Consider the following 17051-nt stretch of genomic DNA (forward strand, 5'->3'; position numbering starts at 1 on the left):
TATTCCCCCGGCGGCTCAGCCGGGGGATGCGGAAGGTGGGCGGTGTGGACAGTCCAGGAAAGGATCCGGCATCGGCGCCGGGCCGTCGGGACGGACGATGGTCATCAGTTGTGCCGGCAGGACGGCCTGCGACGGCGGCGGAATCGCGGCAGGCTGTGGTGAACAGGTATGGTCCTGCACGTGGCTGGCCGATTCGTCGGAGTTGTCGTAATGAACAGAACCATCGTCCTCGTGGTGATGCGGGACATGTTCATCGTGCTCGATCTCGTGCGCCAGCGTCGTTTCGCCGGCGAGCACGTGCTCCCACTGCAGCGCGAAGCTTTGCAGGGGCAGGCACAGCATCAGCAGGATACAGAGCAGGTGGCGCACGGATGGAGGTCCTTGTCAGCCGCCGATTATAGCAGTGGCGGGCAGGGGGCCCGCAATTGAGACGGTGTCGGCGAGGTCGCCGCGCGACGGTCGGCCACGGGTGGCGAGCCAGCCGACGTGGCGTTCGGAGCAGCCGCCACGTGCGTGACGCGGCAGCGGCCTTGCGGCAATGAGCCGCCCCCCGCCCATGCGATCAGACTTTATTCAGTGAACCTTCAGGCCCTGCAAAGGACTTTCAGGCCGGTCGATCCGATAATCTCCGATCATCGAGCCCCGCTGCCAATGTCGTCCTATCCCCGCTGCCAATGTCAGCGGCAATGCGTGCCACCTCACCGGCAATCACAAGCCATTCTCATTGCATCCTCGGTGGCACTCGAGGTGGCACTCGAGGCAGCACTCGTGGCAGCACCTCATGGACAGGAGGTGTGCAAGTTCGGCGCGACCTGCCCGGCGCCGCACTGCGGCGGCAGCACCCCATGCGGCATGTCACTGTATCGCTCAACTGAAGGGGAGTGCCATGCACCCGTTTTCCTGCCTGCATCCCGTCAAGACTTGCGCACGGCGGCTGGTGCCGTTGCTGCTTTCCCTGGCCATCAGCGAGGCCTATGCCGTCGAAACGACCGGTGCGCCGGGCGCGCCCGGCATTCCCGGGGCGGTTCCCGGCGCGCCCGGCACGGCGGGAGGGGCCGGCCAGCCAGCGGTGGCGAGCTCCGGCCCCGATAACACGCAGATCAACTGGGCCGACGCCCGGGGCGGCTTCGGTGGCCAGGGCGGCAATGGCGCTGCCGGCAATCCGGGGCAGGATGGTGGCGCTGCCGGCGCCGGTGGCGCCGGCGGTGCCGCGAGCGCGACCGCTATTGCACAGCCCGCCTCTGGCAATGCCACGGCGAGTGCCAGGGCCATTGGCGGCATGGGTGGCCTCGCCGGCATCCCTGGCGAAGGCGGCCCGGGCGCGGCGGCAGGTGCCGGCGCGGCGGGTGGCAACGGCGGCGTCGCGAATGCGCTGGCCGAAGCGCAGGGGCAGGGAAGTGCCGATGTGCTGGCGCACGCCGTGGCCATCGGTGGCGACGGCGGTAGCGCGACGGGCGCCGGTGCGGCCGGGTTGGCAGGCGCGGCGACAGCCGTGGCCAGTGGACACTCGGCGATCGGCGCCGTCGACGTTCTTGCGGAACAGACCGGCGGCAGCGGCAACGCGGCGTGGGGCGGGCTTCACACCGCCGGCGCCGCGAGCGACATGGCGGACCAGGTCAGCGGCAGCACCGCAGGGGCGCTGACATTGAGACAGAACGCCTTCGGCGGGGCGGGCGGCGCCAGTCTGGATGTTGGTGGCGGCGCAGGAGGGGGCGCCAGCAGCAACCTGGCCTTGACCGACAATATGGCCGGGACACTGAATGCGCACATGAGCGCCTACGGCGGCAATGCCGGTTCAGGCAACACGCTGGGCGGTCACGGCGGCGGCGCCGGCAGCAGCCTGCAACTCGTCTCGACGGTAGCCGGCGCCCCGCTGCAGGGCACCGCGACCGCCCAGGGAGGCAATGGCGGCAGCGGCTTGCTGGCCGGCCACGGCGGCGCGGCAACGGCCAGTTCAGCGATGCGCGGCACAGGCACGGTCACTGGCGGTGCCCGTGCGATCGGCGGGGAGGGCGGTCTTTCCGAGACGACCGAGCCGGGTGGACAGGGCGGCACTGCGGTAGCCTCGGCGAAACTGGACGGCGCAGCCGTTACCGGCGACGTATCCGCGCAGGGCGGGCAGGGTGGCCACAGCCGAAGCGGCACCGGTAGAGTCGGCGGAAGCGCGACCGGCCACATCGAAGGCCATGCGACCGGTACCGGTGAATCCGGCCTGCGTGCATCCGCGACCGGCGGGACCGGCGGTAGCGTCGCCGGCGCGGGCGCAACGGCAGGTGCCGGTGGCCTCGCGGCCGCGACCGCCACCGGAAGCGCTACCGGTGGCGACCTGTTCATCGGCGTCGTGCAGACGGGGGGCGCGGGCGGGCTGGCTTATTCCGCCGCGAACGGCGGCGGCGGCGCCGCCTCCGAGCTGGTGAACGCGGTCAGCGGTGCCACCAATGGCAGGCTGTCGCTGGCGCAGGGCGCCGTCGGCGGCGCCGGTGGTGACAGCGAGAGTGGCGGGGCCGGCAGCGCGGGGCAGGCGCGCAGCACACTCACGCTGGCCGACGTGACGGCGGCGCGGCTGGACCTGGCAAGCCGGGCGGTCGGTGGCAATGGCGGTGCGAGCTTGACTGGTACGGCGGCCGCCGGCGGCGCCGCCGAGGCATCCGTGGACGGCACCACGGACAGCGGCACGCTGGCGGTCGTCGGGTTTGCCCTCGGTGGCATCGGCGGCAAGGGCGTGGCGGGAGCGCAGGGCGGCACCGCAAGCGCTGCCGCCACCGGCAGCGGTGCCGGGGCCCTGGTGAATGTCGAGGCCGAGGCGGTCGGCGGCAAGGGCGGGGCGGGCGGGGCGGGCGGACATGGCGGCGGTGGTGCCGGCGGGCTGGCAGTGGCCAGCGCCACCGGCAGCGCGACCGGCGCCGGCGACAGCCTGCTGTCCGTCACGGTCACCCAGCGCGGTGGGGCCGGCGGCGACATCATGCGTTTCACATCGTTGTCGGGCGTCGGCGGGGCGGGCGCCGCTTCGACCGCCATCGATACGGTCAGCGGCAGCACCAGTGGCAAGCTCTACTTGGGCCAGACCGCCATCGGCGGCGAAGGCGGGTTTTCCTACAACGGCGGCGCGGGCGGTGCCGCGCTATCACGGCTGGCCTCTGCCAACGCAGCCAGTGCCAGCGACGTGCAGGTGGCGCTCGACGCCCGCGGTGGCAACGGCGGCGGCACCAGCTCCGCCGGCACTGGTGGCACGGGCGGCAATGCACGGGCCGAGCACGCGGCCTCGATGGACATCCATGTGACCAGCACGATCGAGGCTACCGGCGGCCACGGCGGCGCGACGGGCAGTGGCCAGGCAGGCGCGGGCGGCGACGCCAGCACGATGCTGGTGCTGTCGTCCAACAGCGGGGTACGGGGCACCAGCATTGCCCGTGGCGGGATCGGCGGCGGCCAGTTCGCCTTCGGTGACGTACCGGGGCGGGCTGGCGCCGGCGGCAACGCCGATGCCGCGCTGACGATTTCCGGCATGCAGAGCCTGGATGGCTCGGTGGTCGCCCAGGGCGGCAACGCCGGCACCGGCCTCAGCCGGGGTAATGGTGCCGATGGCGGCACGGCGACCTCCAGCGCCACGGGATCGCTGAGCTATCCGGGGGCATTGGAACTGTCGGGCAGCGCCACGGGCGGCAATGGCGCCGCGGGCTCGGGCAGCGGCAACCGCGGCGGTGCCGGCGGTGCGGCGACCACCACTGTCCGTGGCACCGGAGACGGCAATATGGTGCTGACCGCCACGGTCGTGGGAGGTGATGGCGGTGCGGGCAGCAGTGGCGCGGATGGCGGCGCGGGCCGCGGCGTCACGCTGCTCGACAACGCCCGGGGCGGCACCAGTGGCGCCCTGACGGTCCGCCTGAACGGTCGCGGTGGCCGCGGCGGCGACAGCGCCGATGGCATGGCCGGCGAAGCCGGTGTTGCCGACGTTACGCTGACAAACGCCAGCGGCGCGGGTGAAGGCCTGGGACTGGTAGCGACGGCAACCGGCGGTGCCGGCGGCAACGCTGGCGGCGGCGGCGCTTCCGCCGGCGTCGGCACGGCCACCGCGGGAGCGCTGGGCACGGCGACGGTCCAAGGCTCGACGGAGCGCTCCATGAGTGCGAGGGCACAGGGATACGGCGGCAACGGCGGCAGCCATCTGTCGGGTAACGGTGCCAGGGGCGGGCAGGGCCAGGCCAGCAGCACCGCCACGAGTACCGGCGGCAGCAATGGCTACATCACCAGTATCGCCATCGCCAGCGGCGGTGCCGGCGGCAACGGCAGCGGCAGCGGCAACCAGGCCGGGGCGGGCGGCAGCGCCGGCGCGCTTGCCAGGGGCGTCAGCGGCGGGGAAGAAGTTTTCGTCAGTGCCAGTGCGACCGGCGGGGCCGGCGGCTTCGGGCAGCAGGGCGCGGCAGGCGGTATCGGCGGGGCGGCGGTGTTGACCGATGCCGTCGGGGGCATCGGCGGCGGCGTGCTGAGACTGGAGCAGAACGCCTTTGGCGGCCAGGGCGGCGGCAGCGAAGATGGCTTCGCGGCCACCGGCGGCCTGGCAAGTTCCCGTCTGACCCTGTCCGACGATCGCGCGGCCTACGCCGTAAGCGCCATCGTGGGCGCCTATGGCGGCGCCGGCGGCCAGGGCTCCGGTTCGGCCACGGCGGGAGCGGGTGGCGGGGCCGATGCCATGCTGGCGCTGCTGTCGACAGCATCCGACGCCGTTGGCAATGTGACCGCACTGGGCGGCGCCGGTGGCGACAGTGCCGCCGGCAGTCATGGCGTGGGTGGCGACGCCCGTGCCCGCGGTTCCGCCGAGTCCAGCATGGGCGCGATCAGCGCGGTCTCGGCAGGCGGCGGCGCCGGCTACCTCGGCCTGGCCGATGGCGGCCGCGCCGACGCCGTCAGCCATGCCACCGCCGCCGGGGAAGCGCACGCGACGAGCCAGGCGCGTGGCGGCACCGGTTCGCTGCTGGGCAATGCTTCATCGCTGGCCGAAGCGCGCTCCACCACGGCCAGCGGCAGCAGCCTGGCAAGCGCCGAAGCGGTTGGCCTGCAGGCCGATGCCACCGCCCGTTCCTGGGGGCAGGGCGCGGCCAGCAACCATGCCTATGCCACCGCCACGGGAGAATCGGGCGCCGCGGTGTCATCCAGCAGCGCGATCGGTCCAGCCGGCGTGCTTGTCGAGACCCGGGCGGGCGCACCCACGGGCAGCACGGCGCGCACGGCCACGTCCTCGAACGTCGGGGGCGACAGTTACGGACTGATGGGGCCTGCATCGGGATACCAGGCGCTTTCCTATGCCGTCGCCGCACCCGGCGCCGGCACGGTCGCCAATGAACTGGCTGGCGCGCCGGCCGTTGCCGCGGCACTGGCCGGCAGCCGGGTGGCCGGCATCGGCACGATGGCCAGCAGCTATGCCGCCGACGCGGTGCCGGGTAACAGCTATACCTACATTACTGCGGCGAACTTCGTGTTTGCCACCGACCTGCAGGGGCACCTGACTCTCGGCCTGCTCGGTTCACTCTCGGATGCCGCCGGGTTCACGGAACTGGAACTGGCCGTCTCCAGCCACGGTACCGAAGTGTTCTCGCGGACGTTCACCAGCGTCGAGGAAGCGCAGCTGTTCTTCGATGACCGGTCCTACGTGCTGGGCATGCTGGCTGCCGGCAACCAGGACCTGCTGGTCTCGGCCGGCTTCACCCTGGCCGAGCCCGGCGGGTTCGGCTTCGGGTACGCGATCGGCGTGGCGGCCATACCGGAGCCGGGCACATGGATGATGTTGCTGGCGGGACTTGGCGTCGTGCTGGTGTATCGCCGCGGCGGCCGCAGGCCATCATGAGTGCCCGGTCCGATCCCGGCTTTCCGTAGCAGGGAACAGAGCCAGCAGAGCCAGCAGAGCCAGCAGAGCCAGCAGAGCCTGCAGAGCCTGCAGAGCCTTTAAGGCTGGCCCTTGCGCGAGCGCCTGGCGGGTTTGACATGCCCCTGGACGCTGCCGCCCCGGCCGTCGAGCGCCGTCCTGAAATGGTCGGCGAGGAAATCGATGAATGCGCGCGCGCGGACCGGCAGGTTGCGGCGTTCCGGGTAATAGACATACAGGTCCGCCGACGGCAGCTTGAAATCCGGCAGCACGATGCGCAGGCGCCCGCTGTCGAGATACCGGGCCAGGTCCCACTCGGAGCGGATCAGGATGCCGTGCCCATCCAGGGCCCAGCCCAGCACGATATCGCCATCATTGCTGGACAACATGCCGTGCACCTTCACCACTTCGCTGTGGTCGTGGTGCAGGAAGCGCCATATCCCGTAGGCATCGTCATTCTGCCGGTGGATGATGCACCGGTGCGCGGCCAGGTCGGCCAGCACCGCTGGCGTGCCGTGGCTTTCCAGGTAGGCCGGCGAGGCGCACAGGAAGCGCCGGTTGGACATGATGCGGCGCGCACTGAGCCGCTTGTCGGGCAAGTCGCCGAAGCGCACGGCGAGGTCGAACCCGCTCTCCACCAGGTCCACCGGCCGGTCGGTCACCTCGACGAGTACCTCCACTTCCGGATAGCGTTTGGCAAATTCGGACACCAGCGGCGCAATGGTGGTGCGGCCGAAATTCAGGGTCGCATTGACCCGCAGCAGGCCGCGCGGCACCGCGCGCCCCTGCGAGACGACATCCTCCATCTCCTTCACGTCGGCCAGGATGCGCGTGGCGTGCTGCAGGTAGGTTTCCCCTTCGCTCGTCAGGCTGAGGCTGCGCGTGGTGCGGTTCAGCAGCCGCACGCCCAGCCGGGTCTCCAGTGTCGCCAGGCGCTTGGTGGCCGCCGGCGGCGTCAGGTCCACGGCCCGGGCCGCGGCCGCCAGGCTGCCGAGCCGGGCGATCAGGACAAAGAACTGCATGTCCGAGGTCGGATCATTCTTCACTTGTTTTCACTTTTGAAATCAATCCCGGGAAATTATAAGACGTCCTTTCGCCATTAACCTGTGACTTCCCAATACCTGTCGCAGCCAGAGTGAAGCGACGCTTCCAGGAGACTTTCATGAGAATCGTAGAAATCCGCGAACAAACCCTCCCCATCAGCTCGCCGATCCGCAATGCGTACATCGACTTCAGCAAGATGACCCTGAGCCTGGTCGCCGTGATCACCGACGTGATCCGCGACGGCAAGCCGGTGATCGGCTACGGCTTCAATTCGAACGGCCGCTATGGCCAGGGCAAGCTGATGCGCGAGCGCTTCATCCCGCGCATCATGGAAGCCGACCCGGCTTCGCTGGTCGACGATGCCGGCACCAACCTCGACCCGCACAAGATCTGGAACTGCATGTTCACCAACGAGAAGCCGGGCGGCCACGGCGAGCGGTCGGTGGCGATCGGTACCATCGACATGGCGGTGTGGGACGCGGTGGCCAAGATCGAAGGCAAGCCGCTGTTCCAGCTGCTGGCCGACCGCTACGGCAACGGCAAGCCGGACCGCAAGATCTTCGTGTACGCGGCTGGCGGCTATTACTACCCGGGCCAGGACCACCAGAAGCTGAAGGACGAGATGCGCAGCTACATCGACCGCGGCTACACGGTGGTCAAGAAAAAGATCGGCGGCGCCTCGCTGGACGAAGACCTGCGCCGCATCGATTCGATCCTGTCCGTGCTGGGCGATGGCCAGAAACTGGCGGTGGACGCCAACGGCCGCTTCGACCTCGATACGGCCATCCAGTATGCCAAGGCGCTGTCGCAATACGACCTGTTCTGGTACGAGGAGCCGGGCGACCCGCTGGACTTCGAGCTGCAGGCCACCCTGCGCAACTACTACAAGAACCCGATGGCCACCGGCGAAGACCTGTTCTCGATGCAGGATGCGCGCAACCTGATCCGCTACGGCGGCATGCGCGCCGACCGCGACTGGCTGCAGTTCGATTGCGCGCTGTCGTACGGCCTGGTGGAATACCTGCGCACGCTCGACATGCTGCGCGAGCACGGCTGGTCGCCGAGCCGCTGCATCCCGCACGGCGGCCACCAGATGTCGCTGAACATCGCGGCCGGCCTGGGCCTGGGCGGCAACGAATCCTACCCGGACCTGTTCCAGCCGTTCGGCGGCTTCCCCGACGGCGTGGCGGTCGACAACGGCTACATCACCATGCCGGACCTGCCTGGCATCGGCTTCGAAGGCAAGGCGGACCTGTTCGCCGAAATGCGGAAGCTGTCGGCGTAGGTTCCCGCGCGCCAGGCGACCGGCAACGCCTCCGCAGAGAGGCGCGGTCCGCCAGCAATGAATCCAGGACAGTGACCATCGCAGCCGCCAATGCGCGCCTGCGGCGGTCCCGCTCGTCCATTGGTAGTCCGGAAGGCAGTACGACAATTCGCAACAGGAGACAGCCATGCGATCCACCTTCATCGGAAAGTCCCTTTCCAAGCTCTACGTCCAGGTCCTGATTGCCATCGTGGCCGGCATCGCGCTGGGCCACTTCATGCCCGACCTCGGGGCCCAGCTGAAACCCCTGGGCGACCTCTTCATCAAGCTGATCAAGATGCTGCTGGCGCCGATCATCTTCGCCTCCATCGTGGTCGGCATCGCCCGCATGAACAATGTGCACGAAGCGGGCCGCGTCGGCATCAAGGCGGTACTGTATTTCGAGGTTGCCTCCACGCTCGCGCTGGCCATCGGGCTGGTCGTCGTCAACGTCTTCCAGCCCGGTGTCGGGATGAATATCGACCCCGCGCACATCGACGGTTCATCGGTCGAGACCTACGCCAAGCGGGCGGAACAGCAGGGCGGCGCATTCGATTTCATCCTGAACATGGTGCCGAATAGCGTGGTGGGGGCGTTCGCCGCCGGCGAAATGCTGCCGATCATCTTCTTCTCGCTGCTGTTCGCCATCGCGCTGGCCCGCGCCGGCAAGCCGGTCGAACCGTTCGTCGACATGCTCGACCAGTTCCTGCAGGGGATGTTCGGCGTCGTGCGCATCGCCATGGTTGTCGCGCCGCTGGGGGCCTTCGGCGGCATGGCCTTCACCGTGGGCAAATACGGTATCGGCACGCTGGCGTCCTTCGGCCAGCTGATCCTGTGCCTGTACCTGACCTCCGCCGTCTTCATCGTGGTGGGGCTGGGCATCGTCATGCGTGCGTGCGGCCTGTCGCTGTTCAAGTTCATGCGCTACATCAAGGACGAGCTGCTGGTCACGCTCGGCACCGCGTCGACCGAAGCGGTGCTGCCGCAAATGCTCGTCAAGCTGGAAAAGCTGGGCATTCCCAAGCCGGTCGTGGGGCTGGTACTGCCGACCGGCTATGCCTTCAATGCCGATGGCACGGCGATCTACCTGACGATGGCATCGATCTTCATCGCCCAGGCCATGAACATCGACCTGACGCTGTGGGACCAGCTGGTGCTGCTCGGCGTGCTGCTGTTCACCTCGAAAGGCTCGGCCGGTGTCGCCGGTGCCGGCTTCGTCGCACTGGCGGCCACGCTGGCCTCGATGCACAAGATTCCGGTCGAAGGGCTGGTGCTGCTGCTCGGTGTCGACCGGTTCCTGAACGAAGCCCGCGCGGTGACGAACCTGGTGGGCAACGGCGTCGCCACGGTGGTGGTGGCGCGCTGGGAGAAGGCCATCGACATGCGGCAGGCCAGGGCCGTTCTCGATCGCGGCGCGGCATTCGGCGAGGAGCAGCCGGTACCGGTGCTGGAACCGGTCGCGCCTGTTGCGCGGATGCAGAAGTGAGCTACGCCGCTGCCTGTGCAGGGGCACGCCGCGCCATCAGGTACTGACAGTTCGCCATGTCGAGCATGCGCCGCAGGTCCGCCCGGAGCGGTATCGCCGACATGGCGGCGCGGCTGGTGCCGGCATCGGCGTAGACCGGGACGACCGCAGGCGCTGAACCTGCGGCGGCGCCGGCGCCCCATTGCAGTCAATCTTCGACCGCGGCCCCGCAGCCGCGGTCATTTTTTTTGGGCGCGGTCCGCGCAAAGTTCCCTTCCCGAACGCTGTCACATCCATTCCTGGTACGGGTTTGTGCGCCGCCCGGCAATACGCCAGGGGAAGTAGTGCAATTTTGCAACTATTATTGTATCGTTATCAAAATAATAAATTTCTCTTGCGGCATGATTTTTGCTAAAATGCAAATTGGTGAGATTACCTTTGCCCATTCCTGCCCGGCGTCGTCGAAGCTGTCGTAATTTCATTACAAATATCTGCCGTGGGTGACTATTAGTGAGAAATGTCTGTAGGGATACGTTTACAATATCCCCCGTTTACCCGCTTGGCGGGCTCATCAGTATCAGGAGGAGACGTGTCACCCCCGGTTCATGACGCGGCGTTCGCGATCTCCCGCCTCTCGGCAGAATTCACCGACAGGACGATCGAAGCGCATTTCAGCCATCACCTGCTGCCGCAGACCAAGGAACAGCTGCGCACCACGCTGCTGTTCTGTGCCGCCGTTTACCTTGTCTTTGCAATCACCGACGTGCTGGCGCTGGGACTTTCGCCGCTGTCGCTGATGCTGTTCGGCTGCCGTGCCGCGGTCGCCGTGGTGGCGGTCGCCAGTTGCGTCACCAATCACCTGCATCCGCATTCGGTCGGCCGGGTCTACCTGACGGCAAGCGTCACCGAGATCGTCGGCATGCTGGCCTTCGCGCCGATCGTGCTGGCAAGGCCGGCCGAGCTATCCTGGCACGCGATGTCGATGGGGCTGATGGTGCTCGTGGTGTACCTGTACATTCCGAACCGGCTGCTGTACGCGCTGGCCATCGGCGTGATCTCCACGCTCGTGTTCATCGCCGTCGCGCTGGTCACGGGCCGCCTGACCGGGCAGGAACAGCTGACGATGGTCATGCTGCTGTCGCTGGCGAACTGCTTCGGCTTCATCGCCGCGCGCCGCTACAACATCATCCGGCGCGAGGAGTTCCGCGTGCAGTCGGTGCTTAAGAACCTGTCCGAGCGCGATCCGCTGACGGGCTGCCACAACCGGCGCTACCTGCAGCAGGAGCTGCTGAACATGGAGCTGTCGCGGGCGCGCCGCTTCCGCCTCAGCGTCGCCGTGATCGCCTGCGACATCGACTACTTCAAGTCCGTCAACGACACCTATGGCCACGCGGCGGGCGACCGGGTACTGGTGGCATTCGCCACGCTGCTGCGCGGGATGATCCGGGAGAACGTGGATAACCTGATCCGCTTCGGCGGCGAGGAATTCCTGCTGGTGCTGCCCGAAACCGACCTGGCCGGCGCGGTGCACCTGGCCGAGCGGATGCGCGCCGCGCTGTCCACCATGACCACCGAGACCACGCCCGGCAAGTCGGTCGGCGTGACGGCCAGCTTCGGTGTCACGTCGGTCAACTTCGCCAACGTCGCCGCCCGCTTCCCGCAGGAAGCCGTGATCGAGCTGGCCGACCAGCTGCTGTACGCCGCCAAGCGCGACGGCCGCAACACCGTCAAGGCGCTGGAATTCTACGGCCGGCCCGGCCTGCACGTGGCCAGCCGGGCGGTCGGCTGAAGCCTATTCACCCCTGCATCAGCCCGTGTCATGGTGCCTGACCCCGTGACACGGGCTCGTCATTTATCCATGCATCAGCTCGTGTCATGGTGCCTGGCCCCCTGACACGGGCTCGTCATTGATCCATGCATCAGCTTGTGTCATGGTGCCTGACCCCGTGACACGGGCTCGTCATTGATCCATGCATCAGCTCGTGTCATGGTGCCTGCCCCCCTGTCACGGCCCTAGCCCATAGGTGCTTGGTGAAAGTTGCATCCTGCTGGCTGACCGACCTCATCGCTGGCGATCGGTGCGATGCTAACGTAGGTAGATGGGCCGACCGACACGACATCAATTCGCTGGGGCGATTTACCACATCACTACGCGTGGCAATCGTCGGGCACACATATTTGCCGACGATATCGACAAGCAGATCTGGTACCGCATACTTTGCGAAACCGCGAGCCGCTTCCAACTGGTGGTATATGGCGTGTGCCTGATGCCCAACCATTTTCATCTGCTTTTTGAAACGCCGGATGCGAATCTCTCCTCGGCGATGCAATACCTGAACGGTAAATATGCGCACAAGTTCAACTGGCGGCATGGGCTTACCGGCCACCTGTTCCAGGGACGATTCGGTGACACCCATGTCGTTCGGCAGGAACATCTGCTCGAACTGCTGCGTTACATCGTGCTCAACCCCGTTCGTGCCGCACTGGTCGAGCATCCGGACGAATGGCCGTGGAGCTCCCACGTTTATCTGAGCGGATTTCACGAGGCGCCTCCATGGCTGAACGTGGACTGGGCACTCGATCAGTTTTCAGGCGCAACCATGTTGGCGAAAAAGCTGGCATATCGCGTGTTCGTCGATGCCCGCATTCCGTTGAGTAAGCGGCGATATTACGCCCGGCCGGAAGTGATCGAACGGATTCACGAAATACCCTCGATTCCGACGCTTGAACAGTTCGCGCGCTTGCATCTGGACAGGAGCATGGCGGTAGCCGCCGCATGGGCATGCGGCGGCTATTCCCGCGACCAGATCGCTCGGTATTTCGGCATTTCCACGAGAACTGTCAGCAGGATGACGCGCACGACAGCGTGTTGATGACGTCATTGCTCCAGTGCGCTGAGTGCGTGTCAGCGTGCCTGGGAGGAGCTGTGCCTTGCAAGGCATCGCCGCATTGCAGGCAAGAGCGGTGCTCCTCGAAGGTGCAGCCTTCCATGGCTGCGCCGTTCCGCAGGCGCAGAACAGTGCTCTGCGAAACCCCTGCGCCTCCCCCTGCAATGCCCCATGACAGGACCTGAGCAAGCGCTTACGGCCTGAGCAATAGTTCACGGCTGAGCCCGTGTCAGCGTGCCTGACCCCCTGACACGGCCTGAGCAATAGTTCACGGCTGAGTTCGTGTCAGCGTGCCTGACCCCTTGACACGGCCTGAGCAATAGTTCACGGCTGAGTTCGTGTCAGCGTGCCTGACCCCTTGACACGGCCTGAGCAATAGTTCACGGCTGAGTTCGTGTCAGCGTGCCTGACCCCCTGACACGGCCTGAGCAATAGTTCACGGCTGAGTTCGTGTCAGCGTGCCCGGAGGGAGCGATGCCTTGCAAGGCATCGCCGCATTGCAGGCAAGGAGCGGTGCTCCTTGAAACACCTGCAATGCCCCCATGACACGAGCTCGGCCGTGAGGATCAGTAGCTGGTCAACGCGCTTGGCTGCCCGCCCTTGAAGGTGTAGATGGTTACCGGCGAGGCCTTCATGTCGCCCTTTGCGTCGAAGGCGTAGGTGCCCGCCACGCCCTGGTAGGAACCGGCGGAAATCGCGGCGCCCACCTTCGCGGGTTCGACGGAACTCGTCTGCTGCATGGCCTGGGCGAACAGGTGGACGGCGTCGTAGTACGAGGCGGCGTACACGTCCGGCTCGGCATTGAAGCGCTTCTTGAATTTCGCCTTGAAACCGGGGCCGCTGGCGGCCTTGTCGAGCAGGGCGCCGCCCTGCGAGCACAGCACGTTGGCACCCACGGCATCGCCGCCCAGCTTGCCCATCTCGGCGGTGCAGATCGTGTCGCCCCCCAGCAGCTTCGCCTTGATGCCCAGCTGCCGGATCTGGCGCGCCATCGGGCCGCCCTGTGGCGCATAGCCGCCGAAGAAGATCGCTTCCACGTTCTTCGGCCGCAGCTTGGTCAGGATGGAAGTGAAATCGACCGCCTTGTCGGTGGTGTATTCATGGCCGGCCACCGTCATGCCGGCGGCGCGGGCGGCGCGCTTGAATTCCTCGGCCAGGCCCTGGCCGAAGGCGGTGCGGTCGTCGATCACCGCCACTGTCTTGATCTTCAGTTCCTTCGCCGCGTACAGCGCCATGCGCGAACCGAGCTGCGTATCGCTGGCGTTCACGCGGAACAGGTTCTTGTAGCCTTGCTGCGTGAGTTTCGGATTCGAGGCGACGCTGGCCACGACCACGCCGGCATTCGCATATACGCGCGATGCGGGGATCGCCACACCCGAGTTGTAGGGGCCGACCACGTAGCGCACGCCGCCATCGGCCAGCTTTTGCGCGACGTTGACGCCGGCCTTCGGATCGCCCTGGTCATCCTCGGAGACCAGCTCGAAGCGAAGCTTCTTGCCGCCGATGGTGACCGGCTTCGCGTTCAGCTCCTCGACCGCCAGCCGCGCGCCGTTTTCATTGTCCTTGCCGGAGAAAGCCTGCGCGCCTGACAGCGGCCCGCTATGGCCGATGCGAACCACGGTTTCCTGCGCGGCGGCGCCGGCCGCCATTGCCGACATTGCCGCCAGCGCGAGCGCGCCGGCCAAGTGCGTGTGTCTCATCGGATCTCCCGTCGTTATTCTTGAGTAGCGTGAATTATCCACGTTCTCGCGACGGGAGCAAGCTTTGTCACATGTCCATGCCGATGCCCCATGCCCTGCCACGCGCCGGCAGGGCCGCCGTTCACACCGGCGGCACCGTGCCCGTACGGGTAACCGGCCGGACTGCCGGGTTGATCTCGTTGCGCGGTGGCGGTGCGGAATTCGCGTTCGGGCCGCCGCCGATGCCGCCGGCGAGGTATTGCGCGGCGATCCCCGCGGCCGTGGATGGATCGGCCGCGTTCGGCGCCCGCGGGGCATTGTTGGCCCCCGCGTTGGCGGCAGCCGTGCCCGCGGCGTTCGCGCCCGGCGTTCCCGCGCCTCCCGGAACCGTGCCGGCCGGGGCACCTGTTGCCGTCGGCGTGCCGCCGGCCGTGGTGCCCTCCGCCGGATTGGCCGGCGTGCCTAGCGAAGCCTGCGCCGCAGCCGCCGCGTCGGCCGCCGCCTGGGCCGTGGCGGCGGCACCGGCGGTCGCCGCGGCTGCCGCATCGGCGGCGATCTGCGCATCCGCAGCGGCGCCGGCCGCGGCCTGCTCGTTGGCCATGCCGGTCAATGCCGTGGCACCGGCAGCGGTTCCCCTGCCAGCCGCGCCGGCGGCCTGCTGGGTGCGCAGGGCCAGCCGTTCCTGATCGAGAATGTTTTGCGCACGTTCCGCCCCCTGTTCCTGCAGGACCCGCAGCGCATCGCGCTGGCGCGCGTTCTCGGCATCGGTCAGTGCGGCAGCCTGGCGCGCATCCTCGGCCTGCCGCGTGGCCGCCAGGCGGACCTGCGCGAGCTGCTGTTCGACCAGCGCATCTTCCCGCGTGCCCTGCGCCAGCCCGGCCGCCGCCCGGCGTGCCTCCAGCAGGCGGTCCTGCGCCAGCCGGTCGGTCTGCGCCAGCGTATCCTGGCGAACCTCCTGCCGGGCTGCGTCATCCAGCCGGTCGGCAAGCTGCTGCGCGGCGACGTCCTCATCGCGCGTGGTCGTCAGCTGGCGCAGCGCCGCGGCGCGCACTTCCTGCAGCCGCTGGTCCTGCGTGACGATGCCTTCCTGTTCGGCCAGCGCCTCGTTCGCCGTCTGCCGCGCCAGTGCCAGGCGGTCTGCAGCCGCGCGTTCCTGCTGCGTCAGCGTGGCGCGGTCGAGCCGCGCGGTGTCGTCGCGCTGCGCCTGCTGGCGCCGCAGTTCCGCATCGTCCGCCCCCGCCCGCGCTGCAGCGAGGCGGTTCGCGGCAAGACGGTCGGCGGCAACACGGTCCGCGGCCGCGCGATCCTGCTGCACCAGTGCGGCGCGGTCGCGCTCGAGCCGTGCCGCGTCGTCGCGTTGTACCTGCTCGCGCCGCGCTTGCGCATTTTCCGCCACGGCCGCCCGCTCGGCGGCAAAGCGTTCGGCCGCCAGTTGCCGGGCCAGGGCTTCGGCGTTGGCCTGGTCGGGCGACGTCGTCGCTGCCGGCGGCGTCTGCACCGGATTGGCTTGCGCCTCGCCGGTGGCACCGGTCACGCGCGTGGGCGGCGGCTGCACGGTATCGCGCACCGCCTGCTGGGCGGCAGCCGTCTCGGCCGGGGTCGTCGGCGTGCGGTTGGCGGCGGCCGGCAACGGGATGGCCGCCGCCGGTTGCGCATAGTTGGGAACTTGCTGCGTGGGGACTTGCAGCGTCGGAGCTTGTTGCGTCGGGGTTTGCTGCACGGGGACCTGCTGCGTGGGTACCTGCGGCCCGGCTACCTGGGGCGTCGCCCCTTGCTCCGTCGGCCCTTGCTGCCCCGGGCCTTGTGTCGTGGGCCCTTGCTGTGCCAGGGCTTGCTGCGCAGGCGCCTGCTGCTCCGGTCTCTGCGGTGCCTGCGCATTGGCCGGGCCAAGCGCACCGCTGGCGCTGTCGCGGGCCTGCGCGGCCGTCAGCTCGGCGGCCTGGTTGTTCAGCATGGCCGCGGGCGTCCCGGAACCGGCGATCTGCGGTGCCTCGGGCTGGCGCGCCTGTCCGCCTTGTTCCGCCTTGTTGGAGGCGTCGGGCGCGTCGGGCGCGGCATTCTGCTGGTTGGGCTGCACGGCGGTATCGCGCAGCGCGTTGCGGAACGCGGCGTCGCTGATCTCGCTCGGCGGCAGGTTGGTGGTGGCGGGCGGCTGCAGCGAATTGCCGTCCGGGCCGATGGCATCGCGCTCCTGCGCCAGCGCGCTGGCCGCCTCGTCGAAGCTGCCGGCGGCGCGTGCCAGCGCGTCCAGCGTGCCCTGGCGGTCGGCCTGGAACGCGGCCAGCAGCCGGCCTTCGTCGACGGCCAGCATGTCGCCGTCGTCGCCCAGCAGGGAAGGGGCGAGATCGATGCCCAGCCGTGCCAGCCCGGCGCGCTGCTCGTCGAAGGCTTGCGCCAGGCGGCCAGCCAGGGCGTTGGGTGGCAACGGTTCGCCCGATGGCGGCGCCAGCGTGTCGATGGCGCGGCCCACGTTGAAGGCTTCCACCAGTTCGCCCGCGGCGGTGCCCAGCTGTTCCAGCTCGGCGTCCGTGATGCGGCCACCGCTCGCGGCGGCCAGCTCGCCCAGCCGTTTCTGCGCCAGCGCCAGCGTGCCCATGAACTGGCCCAGCGACGATACGTCGACGTCGGAGCTGGGCGCCACGTCGTCCTGCGCGGGGGCGGCACCCACGCCGGCCGTGCCGAACAGGGTGGCCATGCCGGACGGTTCGGTCACTGCAGAGACAGGAAACATGACGCACCTCCGTTGCTGGAACGGGCCAAGCTTGCCACAAAGGCCGCGCGGGCGGCGCACCGGGCATGACGGCATTGCCGC

Annotated in this window: 9 protein-coding genes; 5 read left to right on the plus strand and 4 right to left on the minus strand. The window is 68.4% G+C overall.

Translation table 11 applies throughout. The features are described 5' to 3' along the window. Nucleotides 1–15: 15 nt before the first annotated feature. Entirely contained in the window at nt 16–369 is a 354-nt protein-coding gene (locus tag EYF70_RS03295; RefSeq protein WP_131144126.1) for a hypothetical protein, read from the minus strand. Nucleotides 370–886: 517 nt separating this feature from the next. On the opposite strand from EYF70_RS03295, the gene EYF70_RS03300 reads away from it, so the two are divergent. Then, nucleotides 887–5842, plus strand: coding sequence for a PEP-CTERM sorting domain-containing protein (locus EYF70_RS03300; RefSeq protein ID WP_131144127.1), 4956 nt, complete (start codon nt 887–889; stop codon nt 5840–5842). 98 nt (nt 5843–5940) lie between these two features. Here the strand turns inward: EYF70_RS03300 and EYF70_RS03305 are convergent, their stop codons facing one another. Next, complete coding sequence (locus EYF70_RS03305; RefSeq protein ID WP_165497837.1) at nt 5941–6882, minus strand: LysR family transcriptional regulator; 942 nt, start codon at nt 6880–6882, stop codon at nt 5941–5943. A gap of 140 nt (nt 6883–7022) precedes the next feature. On the opposite strand from EYF70_RS03305, the gene EYF70_RS03310 reads away from it, so the two are divergent. The 4 genes from EYF70_RS03310 to EYF70_RS03325 all read left to right on the plus strand — a co-directional run bounded on the left by EYF70_RS03310 (nt 7023) and on the right by EYF70_RS03325 (nt 12545). Then, nucleotides 7023–8189 carry a mandelate racemase/muconate lactonizing enzyme family protein gene (locus tag EYF70_RS03310; protein ID WP_131144129.1) on the plus strand — a complete coding sequence of 389 codons (1167 nt, stop codon included), beginning with the start codon at nt 7023–7025 and terminating at the stop codon, nt 8187–8189. 166 nt (nt 8190–8355) lie between these two features. Beyond that, entirely contained in the window at nt 8356–9693 is a 1338-nt protein-coding gene (gene dctA, locus EYF70_RS03315; RefSeq protein WP_131144130.1) for a C4-dicarboxylate transporter DctA, read from the plus strand. Between the two features lie 568 nt (nt 9694–10261). Beyond that, entirely contained in the window at nt 10262–11461 is a 1200-nt protein-coding gene (locus EYF70_RS03320) for a GGDEF domain-containing protein (protein ID WP_229420685.1), read from the plus strand. Nucleotides 11462–11771: 310 nt separating this feature from the next. Further along, nucleotides 11772–12545, plus strand: a complete 774-nt coding sequence (locus EYF70_RS03325) for an REP-associated tyrosine transposase (RefSeq protein ID WP_131144132.1) — start codon at nt 11772–11774, stop codon at nt 12543–12545. 581 nt (nt 12546–13126) lie between these two features. Here EYF70_RS03325 and EYF70_RS03330 read toward each other — a convergent pair. Beyond that, nucleotides 13127–14260 carry a branched-chain amino acid ABC transporter substrate-binding protein gene (locus EYF70_RS03330; protein ID WP_131144133.1) on the minus strand — a complete coding sequence of 378 codons (1134 nt, stop codon included), beginning with the start codon at nt 14258–14260 and terminating at the stop codon, nt 13127–13129. A gap of 121 nt (nt 14261–14381) precedes the next feature. Next, the gene (locus EYF70_RS30980; RefSeq protein ID WP_165497568.1) at nt 14382–16970 is read right to left on the minus strand and encodes a YML083C domain-containing protein; all 2589 of its coding nucleotides are present in this window, start codon (nt 16968–16970) and stop codon (nt 14382–14384) included. Nucleotides 16971–17051: the final 81 nt, after the last annotated feature.

Source organism: Pseudoduganella albidiflava (assembly GCF_004322755.1).
In the GTDB taxonomy this organism is placed as follows: Bacteria; Pseudomonadota; Gammaproteobacteria; order Burkholderiales; family Burkholderiaceae_D; genus Rugamonas; species Rugamonas albidiflava.